This is a genomic window from Blastopirellula marina (assembly GCF_002967765.1).
In the GTDB taxonomy this organism is placed as follows: domain Bacteria; phylum Planctomycetota; class Planctomycetia; order Pirellulales; family Pirellulaceae; genus Bremerella; species Bremerella marina_A.
In genome coordinates, this window is sequence record NZ_PUHY01000016.1 from 98,752 (window position 1) to 114,059 (window position 15,308).

The 15,308-nt window shown below is 51.3% G+C and carries 5 protein-coding genes and 1 pseudogene; 1 reads left to right on the top strand and 5 read right to left on the bottom strand.

Annotated features, from left to right (window positions below; all coding sequences use genetic code 11):
- Nucleotides 1–510 precede the first annotated feature (510 nt).
- From C5Y83_RS29250 to C5Y83_RS28215, 5 genes and pseudogenes are all read right to left on the bottom strand, one after another.
- Nucleotides 511–690: pseudogene (locus C5Y83_RS29250) on the bottom strand (hypothetical protein); the annotation flags it as partial.
- 21 nt (nucleotides 691–711) lie between these two features.
- Entirely contained in the window at nucleotides 712–1,023 is a 312-nt protein-coding gene (locus C5Y83_RS28195) for a hypothetical protein (RefSeq protein ID WP_105333164.1), read from the bottom strand.
- A gap of 1,310 nt (nucleotides 1,024–2,333) precedes the next feature.
- Entirely contained in the window at nucleotides 2,334–4,220 is a 1,887-nt protein-coding gene (locus C5Y83_RS28205) for a patatin-like phospholipase family protein (protein WP_158262572.1), read from the bottom strand.
- 558 nt (nucleotides 4,221–4,778) lie between these two features.
- Nucleotides 4,779–5,582, bottom strand: coding sequence for a hypothetical protein (locus C5Y83_RS28210; protein WP_105333167.1), 804 nt, complete (start codon nucleotides 5,580–5,582; stop codon nucleotides 4,779–4,781).
- A 94-nt stretch (nucleotides 5,583–5,676) separates the two neighbouring features.
- Nucleotides 5,677–6,693: a glycosyltransferase gene (locus C5Y83_RS28215; RefSeq protein ID WP_158262573.1), complete on the bottom strand. Its 1,017-nt coding sequence runs from the start codon at nucleotides 6,691–6,693 to the stop codon at nucleotides 5,677–5,679.
- A gap of 670 nt (nucleotides 6,694–7,363) precedes the next feature.
- Here C5Y83_RS28215 and C5Y83_RS28220 point away from each other — a divergent pair.
- A complete protein-coding gene (locus tag C5Y83_RS28220; RefSeq protein ID WP_105333169.1) occupies nucleotides 7,364–15,271 on the top strand; it encodes an RHS repeat-associated core domain-containing protein in 7,908 nt (2,635 codons plus the stop codon).
- Nucleotides 15,272–15,308 lie beyond the last annotated feature (37 nt).

A 15,308-nucleotide genomic window follows, 5' to 3' on the forward strand; every position in this document is an offset into this window, starting at 1 on the left:
GGACGCTGTAAGAAAAACGAACAATGAACAACAAACTGCTAGAAATCGAAACACGGCTTAACCTCAGTAAGTGAGAGACAATGGTGCTCGGCTGCAATGAGGCGAGGGCGTTTTCACACATTCCACCCATGGCGAAACAACAGACTTTGATAACTTATTGATGAGAATGACAGACTAAGTAGTTACACATGTCTAGTCAAATAGATTTCTGATATTCTCTGACACTGCTACTCCCATTGATATTACTCAGTAGCGGTCGTGCTTTACAATATTCTTCTACAATTCACTCTGCACCAATTGTTATGCTGTCTTTCACGCCTTCGATTATCTTCATAACAACGTTCAGAACCGCGGTACTTATAGTGAGGACACTCCATAACATGCGCATTTACCAGCATTACATTTCGCTACCGACAACTGGGCATTTACATACCTTTGGCATTCCATTTTTGAAGAACATTTGCCTTATTGAAAACCAATCTTCCGTTTTCGATTCCCAGTAATGAGCACTCAACAAAACAATCTGACCAACGCGGCTCCGCTGTCGTAGCCAGCGTCGGCCAAGATGCGATGCAACCGAACACGTTTCGCTGCCTGACCGAACAGCTCTTGAAATTCGTCCACATCCGGTCGCGGTCCGTTGCCGACACGAACCGCAAGAATGAAGTGCTTGCCGACGTCGCTCACGAGGCTTAGCTTAGTAAATTGCTGCTAAACATCGGTTTTCCACGGTCTATCCTTCGTTTTCCGTCGCCGTACGAAGTAGGCACTGGCACAAGTCGCTTCGAGCCCTGTCGAATCGATTGCCGCATCTGGTACCCGCTTCCGACGCCCGATCTGCTTCGCCACGGTCTCATCCAAAAGTGACTGAAACGACTCAGAAGCGAGTAATCGCTGGGCCGCTTTTTGCAGCGTTGTATAGTGCGGAATGTAGTCGAGTTCGATCGCTTCGGCGAGCGACGAACAGTCGAGAAGCTGCTCGGTGATCCTACGATAATCAAGCCGCTGAAAGTTCTTCGGCACCAGGCAGGCAACGCCTGCTTAGCGACAGCCCAAGCAGTGACCAAAACATCCAACGGAGATTTACTCGTAACGCTCATTAAGAACTGCTACGTTGGAAATCCCGCTAGCGGGTCATAGAAATCCTTGAGTTTTCTACAAAGCCAGAGGAACCCTATTTCGGCCATTCTGAAGCCGAAACTTAAGAGGCAAAGGTCGCGATTCGATGGACTCGAAACCGCCCGCTACTATCGGTCGCTTCTTGACTCAGGCGAGTTCACAACAAGGGCCAAACTTGGTCGGTTTCTCGGTGTGAGTCTAGCTTGGTTGACCCAAGTGCTGCGACGACTGCAGACATGCAATATAGATTGATTTCGGTTTGTCCAACCGCTGTGAAATACGGCAACCTAACTTTGCAGAGGTACCACTATTTTAGCTTTCCCCTTATAACATCGGGCGCTGCGTTGCATGAACTCTGTACCCTTACCTTGATCACCTCAATCTCTTAGGGTACTTTCCGAACGCGAACGGAGTGGGGTGAGCCGTTTCGAAAGAATGCTAAGGGTTGTTCACTGAACAACATGGCATACCGGTTACCGCGGCTCTAACAAGTAACCTGTACGACGCGTGGAACCAGGGGTTTTTCGCTGGAATTCGTGACTCGGAGCACGCACCTCTTTTCAATCAGCTGATGCGCCACGTATGCTCTGTCAACTATCGGAGAAAACAGCAGCGCGCGGTGCAAGAGTTCAGTCAGATCCTCTGCTGTCAACAGGCACAATCCGTACGCGTGAAATGATTCCCCTGATTGCAAGATCGCGACGCGTTTCGTAAGAATCCTCTCACATACCTGACGTACAAGCCCGAGGTTGGAAGGTGACGGGCAGTGAAAGTCCAGCAGCGGAACGTGCCGCACGTGTCCGCTCGATAGTAAGACCTCCGAACAGATTCCAACATGTTCGCCAGCTCCCGCCACAACGCTTCGGAGCGCCCCAGACCGAAGCTCTTCAGCCGTTAGCCAGAACTCCTTGCCTCGAAGTTCTTGGTGTCGCTGCGCCTCTACCAAGAGGCCTCGAGCGTCTACCCCATCTTCCCCAAAAAGCGACAACAGAACGGAGTCCCAAAACGGTAGTCCTAGTTCTCCACGCAGATCCAGAGCACGTGCGATTGCGAGCGTTTCTGCTGCGTTTGGATTGTACCTGGATTGAAGCGGTGGTGGGTGACTGTAGCTGACGAATGACCATTTTCGGATCTCTTGCATTTCATCAACCATGCACTCAACCAATTCGATGGCATCGAGATTCAGAAGCTGATCGTTCGCTGTACTTGTCATTTTATTTGTAAGGACGTACTGCTCGCTCGACCTTGCGAAATAGTCCGTAGTTGAGCTCAGGGCGTTGTCTTTGTGTAACGACTCGCATGCGACGAATTTCGACAGGTGTCACGGGAAGAGGTGCGCTGACCCCGTCAACGACGATGCAGTTGAGCTCACGAATGCTATTTAGGTGACAATACGCAGCTCGCGTATTTCCCTGGATCACGATACTTTTCTCAGAAGAGGCTTCGACAACTGGCGGCGTTACAAGCGAGGCGAACTCACCGATCTCCACCTGTACCGGTCCAAACAGGTCCAAGCTGTAGGTATCGTAGAGGTTCGCGAGGGAAACAATCTGCCGATATTTGTACTCGCGAATATCCCCCGCAGTCAGAAACAACTCGCTAACCGGTAAGCGCTTGATTGAAAAACGCGCGTCGTTGTATTGGGCGACTCCCTTCTTCAGCAACTCGAAGTACCGATTTGACTGAACTGCAACCAACTTCGGTGATTGATTATTGCGCTGCGACGTGAATTTCTGTTCAACCATACTAAACAATGCGGAAACCGCAGCCGTATGCAGGTCTCCTGAGTACTTCGCCGCGGCCGGGCAGTCTCGTTCGGATTCCGCATGAAACACAACGGCCGAAAAATCGCCCACTTCCGAATTGCGAAATAGAAACCCCTCGAAGGGAACTTCGTCCGTTACGTGAACGTTGGGAATCATTTTGCGTACGAGGTCTCTGCGTTGCTTCTCTGCCGGATCGTTACTGGCGGTCTCAAGCAATACGCGAATTTCAATTCCTTTTCTGATCCAGTTGATCAATGTCGGAAACAGATCCCACGCCCATCGAGCTCTCCGAGACACGATGAATATCTCAGTGGGATTCTGGTCTCCAAGTTCGATAATCTCAAAGTAGGTGGCGTCCTCGTCGTCGCATTCAATTGCTCCGCCCGATTTGGACCGAACGTTCATAAGTTCATTCGCAATGAACGATTCTGTCGCCACTTTTCCTTTGCAGTAGAGGTCTCGAATCAATTCTCCATTCTCGTCGTTCGCCAACCTCTCAAAATCTGTTGCCGTCACGTTGCCAGTTGGAATTCTAATCTCATGTAGTTCCCGGTGTAATCGACACTGTAGCTCGGTCGCACCATCCACAATTACGTTTGTTAGGGCCTTCGTGAAATCAAAGAGATCGTCCGTGTCAGCTCGACGAAAATCGCTCTCAAGGCGGAAAGCCAAGATCTTTGATGAGGAAGGGCGACGTGCCCCTGTTGTCGGGCTGAATACGAAAAGGGGTAGGTTCGAGAGCATGCCGCCATCGACAAACTTGTTCTTACCGTGTCGAACGGCTTGGAAGAAAAACGGGATCGAACAGGAGGCCCTTACCGCGGTGCCGACAGGCTCTTCATTGGTACCAGGCTTGCTCCACACGTGAACTTTGGCTCCATCCACGTTTGATGCAACGACATACGTCGGTTTGACTAAGCTCCCAAACTGAATTGGTCGCGGCGCGTCTGGCAGAAGTTCAGCCAGTGCGTCATCCACCCAGGTTTCTATGTACGAAGAGGAATACAGCCCACCCCGTCGAAGGACTTCAGCCAATTCTTTGCTCTTCCAAGAGATCGCATACCTCGATAACCACCCAACGCTTGGCTCGACTGGATCAGGTTTTTGAAGAAAGCGTTCGAACTCGAGTTCGCTTAGTTTCTTCCAAACGAATTCAGGTGAGGCCCCGGCTCCAACCAGAACGGCGATGATTGAGCCCGCAGACGTACCCGCCACTTCGGCGAAGTGCACACCTGATTCGATTGCGGCGGCATATGCGCCTGCGAGTGCGGCACCACGACAACCGCCGCCCTGGAACACACCCAGACAACTCTTAAAAAATCTCGTCGAAGCCACGTCACGTCCTGCCCTTTTAAGTTGAATCAAACTGGCGTGGCTTAGTATATCAAAAGTTTGGGAGCATCTGCCAGATCCGCCCACGAAAGCATGTGACGGGAGTCGGCCTCGAGGCGAACTCCGAATTACCACGACACAGGGTTATTGATTATAACCGCACTCTCTCGGCAGTGAGTTGAACTTACCCAGACACTGTGGTTAGCTGGGCGCGGTTTAAGCTGATTCGAAGAACTGCTTCGAGTTCTTGGCAAGAATTACACACCGACGCAAATTACGAGTCTATGTAGATGCCCGAGGTTGCGTCGACCGAAGCAGCTTAGCGGATACTACCGTCATTTCACGAGAGGATTCGAACGATCTTACCTCTGAAGAAGTTTGTAACCCTCGTGGGTGTTCGCACAGCCGTCCGAAAGATCCCCGTGTAGAACCCCTTAAAATGAGAGTTCAAGAATTCAGTGAACCTGTAAACCTTTGCGACGACCGTCGGTAAGAAATTGTACTTTGATTCGGTTATTAGTCAGGCGATCCAGGCACGCTCTTGCACCTAAATGTCTCGAGTCATTTCAACTTCCTAAGGCTTTCCATCGTTGATTGCTCGTATCGACAAGGATCAGGAAATCGTTCTTCGAGAAAACGCTGAACATCCTCTCCAAACGCTCCATCATCGAAGTTAAAAAACGCCTTCCCGTCACATGCTTCAACAATCGCGTCGTAATTTGGGCAACTTCCCCAAAAGCCTGCGCGGGAACATTCATCGTTGATGCTTACAGGTTGGAGTTCGTTTCTCGCCGTTGCGTGGTTCAAGATAGCTGTTGGGCCGAGCATACCGAACCAGCGATCATCGGTCACATAATCTTTGAATTCACGATACGCCTCAAACGGCCACTTTCGGCGATAGTACGTTGGGACGTGCGTTTCAAAGTTTAACCGTGGATAATTGAAGCGTTTCAATAATTCGTATGTGCGCCAAAGGGAATCAACCCATAAGCCACTGCCTCGGTTTTTGGTGTTGTCCAGATTATCAAGGTATCTCAGCGTGCGTGCGGACTCTAAAGGTAGTTCTTTCAGGAGAAAGAAGTCGTCACAAAACCAAAGGTACTCATCGTGTAGTTCGGGAATTAAGGAAGAGGCAAAAAGCATTTGAAAGAAATTCGTCATCGGCGCGGGAAAGCCAAGGACGGGCGCGATCGTTTCATGGGGAATATGTTCTACGATCCAAGTATCAAGTGACAGGAACGCAGGTCGATCTCCAAACACCCAAACTTTACGAACGCTGGGAAGATGCTTGGCGACGCTTCGTAACGAGTATCGAATCTCAAAATCATCGAACGGGCTATGTTTCAAGAAGTAGACGACATCCATAGTCGGTCCTTACATTGATTGAAAGGCAACTTCCCGAGAAGACTGGAACCGCCTATCGTAGCTGCCACGATCTTTCGGCGGTATTGTCATTGAGTTAGAGACTTTCTAAACGCTCCAGCAGAGGCTTCACTGACCACTGACGTGAACGTCCTTGACCGGATTGCCCTAGCTGCTTCCTTGCCTCGCGATCATCCCAAAGAAGCACGATGGCTTCAAGCCAAGATGAGATATCGGCTAGCGAAGGCAATTCACAAGATTCGAGCGTGAATTGGTTAGGTAGATTGAGCGATAAACCAGCGTCGCCGATAACTTCTGAAAGCGTGCCGCGGTTGCTGCCGATTACAGGGATACCGTTGGCAATCGCCGCAGACACGATGGGATTACACGTATCGCCCGCTACGGAAGGCGCAAGTAATAGACGTGTCTCATTCAAATACTCTTTCGTAATTGTGTGTTGTCGTAAGAAGGTTAGTCGCTGCGTTGATATTCTTGCCCCAGTGCTCTCAAGATACGCAGGGACATTCTGATCGCCCACAATTAGTAAAGGGATATCTGGGCGTCGATATTGGAGTACTTCGGCGATCTTCGCGTAAATCCAAATCCCCTTTGTTTGCGGTTCAACGAACGTCAAGAAACTCTCCCGACGTTCATTCACGTCACAACTGTAACGACGCACCGGAAGCAACGGATCTAGAAGGAGTGAATCCTGGCGCAATCCGTGGTGAAGCCTTCGGCGTTGATGGGATGAAGTGGCGAGCGTGATATCGGCATCCGCATACAGATCTTCACTCGTCGACAGACTGGTATCGTAGCACGCGATCCTCGTTGCACCGACTTGTGTTGCCATTGTCATTACAGGCTCGGACATCGCGAATAACCCATGCATGATGACATGGTTAGGTTTCCAGGTCTCGATCAGTTCACGGCAAGAATAAAGCCATGCCTCTCTTACATCACTTTCTGAAGCAGAATGCGGCATTTGGGGTGCCCACAATCCGCAATTCACTCCGAATGCTCGAAACATCAAGAGTTCGAAGGGGACGTCTGAATTTGTCGCAGAGTACTTCTTGAACTGAATTCCCTGCTCGTCCAATAATTCGTCGGACGACATCTCTCGCCCACTTGACGGACCACAAAACACGCGCACCTCCCAGCCATGTTCCGCCAAGGTTTCCGATAAGTCACGGAGACGTATAGCATCGCCGCTCTGCGGATCGACATGGCAGTGATAGTGGGTAATCAGTGCCCGCTTCTTCTTAACACACATGGATTTCAAGACGGTTGGAGATCGATGTTTGATGACTTTGTTTTACACACCTTTTCGGACATAGATCCCGCCAAGATAGGGGAATCTACGTGTCGTAAAAGATCTAAAAGCGGGAGAGTGGAGCTCAGCTGACAAAAATTCCCCAATTCGTTGAAGACCATGCTGCTTCGTTGATGCGTGGAACTATTCAGGTGGGGCTCTTTAAACCATGAACACATTGAGCTCAGGGAACAGGATTACAAATCAAACTCCCAACTCATATCTATTTTTTTATTGCGACTTTAACTTTGGCCGCAATCCAGGATTAGCTGTAACATATTGTAAATAATGAGTTTACAGCACTACAAGGGCGTAGCTTCAAAGAAATTAATTTTAAATAAAATTGATTGTCTTTCATTTCTGGAGAGGGTATAACCACCCGCACAACTGGCATGAATCCTATCAGGGGATCTCACTTCCCCCGGATTGATTTTCGCCAACTTATCTCGAAATCCCCCCGAAATGGAAATTCGATATGCCCCGTCAGCCCAGCTATCTGGATCGCATTCTTGGAACGTCGACACCCAGCAAAAGTCGAAATAAATCAAAATCGCGAGCGAAAAAGAATACTCGTGTCGAGATGCTGGAACGCCGGGAGATGCTTGCGGTTGATCTTGAATTCACCGTTTCGGATCAGTTGGTCTCTCAGTCGGATGAGGTACACCAACGCACCCAAGCCATTTCGGATTTGTATGACGAACTCTACATGACCGATGAGGAAGATTCGACGAGGAAGCCAGAACAGATTCGCCGAGACATTGAAAAGCTGATCATTAAGTCAAAACAAGAGGCGTCGAAGTCATCATCCACTTCCAGCAGCAGCTTTGTCGGGCCGACGTACTCATTGCTTTCGAGTGGGAGCGGAAGTGGTGGTAGCAGCGGCAGCGGAGGAGGAAGTGGGAGTGGTAGCGGAGGTGTGCCTGAGATTTACTTCTCTGGCGGCACTAGTACTCTGGGTGAGCCACTGTCGAACAGCGGAACAGGTGTATGGGAAGTAGTCCGAAGCTCCGTCTCGGGCGGAAATAATGGTAGCCTTACACTTACAATGAACATGAGTGGAGATGCCACTTCAGATGACGTTCGGATCGAATGGAACGGTGTCGAGGTAACCAGTTTTTCCGGTACTCAGTTCACTGTCATTTCTACGGAGCCAGGCTCAGACTTTCTGACCATAGTTCCTAAAGCTGATGCATTAGTTGAAACGCCAAATCCGGAACATCTGGAGATTTCACTCGTTTCAAGTTCAAACTACACGGAGGGGCCGTACTCCGAGCCCCCGGACGCTGATATTTACGAAGGAAGTTACACAGCAGCCGTTGTTGATCAGACTGAAGATTGGCAGCCAAGTCCATATATTCCAATTCGGAATGGGTGCGATTGCGACTTGACCAATGGTATGGCATCACAGGTTGTGCTTTCCTTCAAAGTGAATGTAAGCGCTAGCAGCTATATCAGTGATTCTTTGACAATGTCCGTTATATTTGGAAACGTGATAGCAACTCCTAAGACTCTTAGCTTTCCAGCAAATGGCCAGCCTGAAGACTATGAACTTACGTTTTCATTTACCTTCGACCGTAGTGCCGTTTCGGCGGCGAGTTCCGCCGACTACACATGGACGATTGTATCTTCTGATACCTCATCTCCCAAAACTGGTGTTTACCAACGGGAGGACACGCCAAAATCCGGCTATGGCAACGTATTCCTGGGCATAGAGGGAGTCAGTTCAACAAAGGTGCCGACGCTATCAGACTCAGATAATGGCGGTCGATTCACGCTTGGGAACAAGACCTACTTCTTTCCGAAGTTAGCAGGGGGGGCCTACGATTCCGCCCCTGGAAGTTTTGCGACGCTGGATTCTGTTTCAGGAGGATACCAAGTCTTAACTAGGGAGAATGAACTCTTCGAGTTCGACAGCGGTGGATATGCAACCACTTCAACAGACGCGAAGGGACGGGTAACCACCTACACCTATACAACGATTGGAGGCGATAAGTATATTTCCTCGATTGAATCGCCATTTGAAACAACAGACTACACGTACACAGGAACACTCATGACCAATGTGTCCTCCAGCTTAGGACACTCGGTTGACTTGGCTTATTCTGGAGGAAAGCTAGTTACCGCTACAGAAGACGATCCCGATGACACTGGGCCACTTGCCGCGCCTGTTACGACCTATGCCTACAACGGCGACGATCGAGTATCTACCGTAACAGAGTCAGGTCGCGTCACGACGTACACATACGACGCAACCGGCCACTTTTCGTCGGTGGAAAATCCTGATGGATCAGAGACAGGAGTGGTCTCTTCTCAGGCGTCCGTGATTGCCTCTGGCGAGCTGGGCGAATCGTTTACTGACAATCAAGGTGTCACGACAACTTACTTGCTGGACACACTAGGCAACGTGACCGAAGAAGAAGACGAGCTTGGGAACGTTACTATCTACGAAAGAGATGCCAATGGCCTCCTCCTTAAACTGACTCTCCCCGATCCAGATGGAGCAGGTCCACTCGAATCACCAGTATTCGAGTATACCTATGATAGCCGCGGGAACATGCTCACCGAGACGCTGCCTGACGACTCCGTACGCACCTGGGTCTACCATGCAACATGGAATCAGCCGACAAAATACACCGATGCCAACGGTCACATCACACTTTATACGTACGACAGCACGTACGAATGGTTACTGACGGAAACGAAGGTGTTAGGAGAGATCGACGACCTCGTTAATATGGAGACGGACGATCTCACGACCACGTATTCTTATACGCCGTCTCCCACCTCGAGTACCGATCCGCCGATTGGCCTTGTTGACTCGATGACGGCTCCGGATGGAGTTATCACTGAGTTTGAATACAACAGTATTGGTCGGTTGTTGACGACAACCTATGCGGTCGGAACTGCCGATGAAGCGAGTACGTCATCGACCTATTGTGCCTGCGGTGGTTTGCTCTCAGATACCGACGAACTCGGTAACACCACGACATACACTCGTGACGATTTGAGCCGAGTGACAACCGTCACTCAGCCCGATCCCGATGGTGCTGGGCCTCTCTCGGCCACCGTTACAACGCACACCTACAATGCCCAAGGCTTGCTTGCCTCAGAAGACGTCAATGGTCGTACGACAAGCTACACTTATAACGCCGATGGACAACTAACCAAGGTTACCGAAGAAGACCCCGATGGTGCCGGGCCTCTCTCGGCCCCGGAAACTACCTATACCTATCACACGGATGGGAATGTGGCGACGATCACCGACCCACTCGGTAATGTTACTACCTACACTTACACCGGCGGACTTCTCACCAGCGTCACCGAGCCTGACCCGGACGGAGCAGGCGGACAATCGGCTCCGGTTACATCCTACACCTATGATGCCATGGGCCGGACACTGACAATGACCGATCCGCTCGGCAATGTCACTACCTACGCGTACGACAATCTCGGCCGTCAAACGTCGGTGACCATGCCCGATCCGGATGGAGCTGGTTCGCTAACATCACTCGTTAGCACCACCGTTTACGATGCGTTCGATCGTATCATCAGCCTGACCGATTTCGACGGAACGACCACTTCTTTTACCTACGATTCCGAAGGAAACAAACTAACCGAGACCACAGCCCTCGGCACCACCACGTACACCTACGACGAATTGAATCGCGTGGAAACAATCACCACCGCGGACCCGGATGGCGCAGGCACGTTGACAGCGTTAGTGACGACTTACGTCTACACGGTTGGTGGCCAGTTGGAATCGGTAACTACGCCCAAGGGAACGACAACCTACACCTATGACGATCGACGCCGCCGAACTAGCACGACACTTCCTGATCCCGACGGAGCAGGAGATCAATTGGCTCCAGTTACCCACACTACCTACGATGATGCAGGAAACGTTCTTACAGAAACGGATGCGTTAGGCTACACGACTGAGTACGAATATGATGCGTTGAATCGCGTGACCAAGACGACGCGAGGAATTCCTCCCGCGATCGACCTCGATGATTACACAATTGGGAGCTACGATCCAGCTCAGACGACCTCGGGGGCAACCTATAGCGTAAACGATGATGGCGCCACGCTTGAACTCAACGGAAATATTTGGCGACACATTGATTTCCCCTACGACGTAACTCCAGATACGATTCTCGAATTTGACTTCGAAAGTGGAACTGAAGGTGAAGTTCACGGAATCGGCTTTGACGACGATCTATCTCTGAGCGCTGCTCGCATGTTCAAGCTCTATGGGACACAATCGTACGGAAACGCCACGTATGACGACTACGATCCGAGCGAATCTACTGTCAAGCACTACAGAATTCGCGTTGGCGATCATTACACGGGATCGTTCAATTATCTCGTTTTCGTGAATGACCACGATGGTTCCCCGCAAGACGCTCAGAGTATTTTCTCAAATATCAAAATCTACGAAGAAAACAGCGTTACGTATGAGTACAACGAATTCGGTCAGCTCGTAACTCAAACCGATCCGAACCACGGGGAAACGACGTTTGAATACGACGATCTGGGTCGCAAAACAAAAACGATTTATGCCGATCCGGACGGCGGCGGTGGTTTGACCTCGCCAGAGGTCAGTTACGTGTACGACGCTGCGGGACAGATGACCGAGATGATCGATGAACTCGGTTATTCGACGACTTACGTTTATGACAATCTAGGTCGCCAGATCTCCGTCACGCTTCCCGATCCAGATGGTGGCGGTACCCTGACGGCGCCCGTCACAGCCTACAGCTATGACGCAGCCAGTCAGCTTCTCAGCATGACCGATCCGCTCGGCAATACCACCAGCTACACTTACGACGACATGGGACGCAAGCTGACCGAGACCTTGCCCGATCCGGACGGGGGCGGTTCCCTCACGGAGCCAGTGACTACGTACACATACAACTCCAAAGGTCAACTTGAGAGTGTGACGGATGCGGAGTCGCAAACGGTCAGCTACACCTACAACTCGGCCGGGCTCATTCAGACCATGGCCGATCCGCGTGGGACGACCGTCTATGCCTACGATGCCATCGGTCGGCAAATCGCCATGTATGAACCCGATCCAGATGGTGTGGGCTCACAATTAGCTCCGATAACCCTGAATCGATACAACAATCAGGGCGAACTGGAAGCCGTGATTACTCGTGACGGCAAGACTAGCTACACCTACGACAACTTGGGGCGACTTTTCTCGGTGACGCAGGCCGATCCAGATGACATTGGCCAAGGAGTGGGTTCGGGCATCGGCTCAGGGACGGGGGCCACGGGGTCCGCATCAGGCGGTCCGGAGATCGTCGTCACTGATGGCGTTCTTTTGGGCCAGGTTCTGACCGACGGTTCCTCGACGGTCAGCTTCGGTACGGTCGATGTCGGACACTCGGCACTCCGAACCTTCGAGATCACGAACATTGGTGACAGCCTGCTCACGATTAGTTCGCTCACGCTGCCGAGTGATTTCCGGATTATCTCCTATTCGGATGCGGAAGTCGCGGCAGGTGAGTCGACCACCATTACGATCGAGTTCACGCCCACATCGGTAGCTTCCTATTCGGTTACTCTGACCATTAACAATGATGACATCGACGAATCGACGTTCGAGATTCAGTTGACCGGTACTGGCCAAGCGAGCACCAACGGCAGTGAACTGGCCGCTTCGATGACCTACACCTACGATGCCGTCGGACGCCGAACGAGCGAGACCGATGCCCTCGGTAACAGCACGAGTTATGCGTACGATGGTCTTGGCCGAATGACCACAAAGACCGACGCAGAAGGTGGTGAGACGACCTATACCTACGATGCGAATGGCAATCGGTTGACACTGACAGACCCTGAGGACAATACGACTACTTGGACATTCGATGCCCTGAATCGGATGCTTACCAATACGAACGAGCTAAGCGATACACGGTACTACAAGTACGACGCCGCCGGGAATGTCACGCAATACACCGATCGAAATGGTCGGGTTACATCGTACCATTACGATGACCTGCAAAGGCTCCAGGCCGAGTACTGGAAAGATGGGAGCACCATCGTCCGTTTGCTAACTTACAAGTACGATGCTAACTCACGGCTGACGGAAGCGAGCGACCCCGCGGCGACCTATACCTTCACCTACGACAACCTGGGCCGCAACACGAGCACCGAGCACGACTTGGCGGCACTCGGATTTGATGTGGTGGTTGACGAGGCGTATGATGCATTAGGCCGCCGTACCAGCCTAGCGGCGGAGATCGACGGCACGGATGATCTTGTCAACAGCTACACTTACGACTATCTCAATCGAATGACCCAGGTCACGCAAGGTTCACAATCCGGCGGAAATACCGTCGCCGAGAAGCGGGCCGATTTCAGCTACGATGCCGAAGACAAGGCGCAGTTCACCTCGGTGACGCGCTACGCCGATCTTGCGGGGAGTGAACTGGTCGCCACTAGCACCTACGGCTACGACGCGGCCGATCGGATTACTAGCCTGACCCACGCCGACTCCGGCAGCAGCACGCTCGCAGGTTACACCTGGGGTTACGACGAAGGGAACCGCCTGACCGAATTCACGGTTGCCGGTTACTCGGCCGAAGACGCCACTTACACCTACGACGACACCGACCAGCTCACCGGAGTCGATCGCAGCGGCACCAGTTCCGACGAGTCGTACACCTACGACGAGAACGGCAACCGCACTGGCGGCAGCTACTCGACCGGCGACAACAACCAGATCCTCTCCGATGGCACGTCCAACTACACCTACGACGACGAAGGCAATCGACTTTCTAAGACGAATATCTCGACAGGCGAGGTCATCGAATACACGTGGGACTACCGCAACCGCCTGGTGAACATCACCACCAAGACCAGCGGCGGCACCGTAACCCATGAAGTCGACTACGCCTACGACATCTTCAACCGCCGCATCGGAAAAACGATCGATGCAGACGGAGCTGGAGCAGGCACCGCTACCGAGGAAATCTACATCTATGATGGTTTCCGCCAAGAACGGGGAGCCGCCGGAGACCACATGGCCCTAGTCTTCGACGAATCGGACGACCTAACCGACCGATTCCTCTATGGCCCCAATGTTGATCAAATCTTGGCCAGCGAAGAAGTCGTCAGTACGGCATCGGCGGGGGATGTTCTTTGGGCGTTAACCGATCACCTGGGCACGGTGCGAGATGTGGCCGACTACGACGTAGGCACCAATACGACAGCGGTCCAGAATCACCTGACGTACGATGCCTTCGGTAATATCACCGCCGAGACCAACGCGGCGGTGGACTTCCTGTTCGCGTTTACTGGACGGGAGCGAGATGACGAGAGCGACCTTCAATATAATAGGGCGAGATATTACGATTCGACCGTAGGCCGGTGGATTGCTGAGGACCCAATTGGATTTGTTGCGGGAGATGAGAATTTACTTCGGTACAACGTAAATTTTAGCGTCAATTCGATTGATCCAAGCGGACGATGGCCGTCCAGCTTTCCCATCGGTGTGCCAACAGGACCACTTTGGGATTCACCAGTTGAGATCTCTCCGGAATATACTCTACTGATGACTTCCAAAGCGGGCGCAGCTGCCACCAAAGCGGGCGCAGCTGCCCCCAATGTGGGCGCGGCTGGTGTCAATGTGCCGATCAATCTCGAAGTGCGACGCATGATTGACTATATAAAGGAGCAACACAAGCAATTAGAGGTCGACACGAAGAGCCTCAAAACGCCCACGAAACAACCATGGTCTAAGAAAGTAGGCGAAAAAGAGAGCGTGGAGTATCGAAACCGATACACTTCCTCATATGTCACATCAGACTTCTTGTCAAGATGCACCCCGCGTTATGGTGAATACAAGTTTCGATACCAAGAAAAGCGTAATGTAGTGCACGGTCTATACGAATCATGGAGGTTTTCGGATAAATACATCGAGGAATATAAGAAAGTCGTAGCAATAAATGCCGCATTAAAACTGGTGCGAGAGGCTGTCACTAAATATGGTTACGCTATTAATTCTGTTAACTTGGTTCTTGACGAAGTCGGTGATGCTGCAAGTTCACTTGAGCCGCGAGCTGCATTCTTGGTCACACTAACCACAAATTTCATGAAGAAAGGTCTAGCCGATGAAGCGGTGACACTGGCTTCTTTTGAAGACGAACTCAACGATCAGAAAGGCGACATTCAAACATCAATGTTAAAAATGACTGCCTCGGAAGCATATACACTTGTTGAAGGCGGGCTTACAAAGCAATTTGAAAGCGCGGACGAATGGCAGTTTGACAAGGTGCTCAACAAGTACTACCTTAGCAATCCCTTTGGAAAGTGGCGTGAGGTGCCACTGATAAACCACGATACGTCCTTTTGTCATATGCTGCGTAATGCGTAGGCGACGACTTTCGAAATGTGCCCAGGACGGTATGGTA